At 61.4% G+C, this 696-nt stretch carries 1 protein-coding gene; it reads right to left on the bottom strand.

Annotated elements, in window-relative coordinates; translation table 11 throughout:
- Positions 1–528, bottom strand: a 528-nt coding sequence (locus DBR30_RS22480) for an HlyD family secretion protein (protein ID WP_258224481.1), incomplete at its 3' end; no start/stop codon positions are given.
- Between the last annotated feature and the right edge of the window lie 168 nt (positions 529–696).

Below are 696 nucleotides of genomic sequence, written 5' to 3'. Positions count from 1 at the left end.
CTGCTGCCACGCCATTCCTTCGCTGTAGCGAGCGGCTTGCCAGGCAGTCCAGGCTTCATCGCGTTTTTGCAGCGGCATCACGCCATCGCGGTGCAGGCTGGCGACTCGCTCATAAGTCTTGCCACGCAGCTGGGCGGCGGCCTTGGCTTTTTGCCACTGATCCTTGGCGGCGGCGATCTGCTGGGCACGGGCCCCCTTCTCTGCCTCTTGCGCCAGTGCGCCCGCGGCCGCTTCACCGGCCTTGGCCTGGCTCAGCTTGGCTTCAATCTCGGGGCTCGCCAGGGTAAAGACCAGCTGATCCCTGGTCAGTTGATCGCCCTTTTTCACCAGCACCTCGTCGATGCGACCCGGCACCTTGGAGGAGACCGAGTACTGCTGCGCCTCAATTTGCCCTTGCAGGTGCACCGGCTCCGGCTGATAGGCGAGCCAGAAGCGCCAGCCGAGCCAGACCACCAGGATCACCAGCGCCAGCGGCAACAACAGCGGTTTACCCTGGCTCATCTTCTTTTTGATGGGGGGATGGCTCATCACTTCACCTCGACAAACGGGCGACCCTTGGCGGTCGAAACAGACATGAAAAAAGGAACAGACAGGGGCAGGATCATGAGTTCACCTCGATCACCTGACCATGCTGATATTGATTGAAACTGTTCATCTGGCCGGAGAGCGCCAGCAGGCGGGCCAGCGACACTACAT

The organism is Aeromonas sp. HMWF017 (assembly GCF_003061465.1).
In the GTDB taxonomy this organism is placed as follows: domain Bacteria; phylum Pseudomonadota; class Gammaproteobacteria; order Enterobacterales; family Aeromonadaceae; genus Aeromonas; species Aeromonas veronii.
This window is presented reverse-complemented; position numbering and strand designations above follow the sequence as displayed.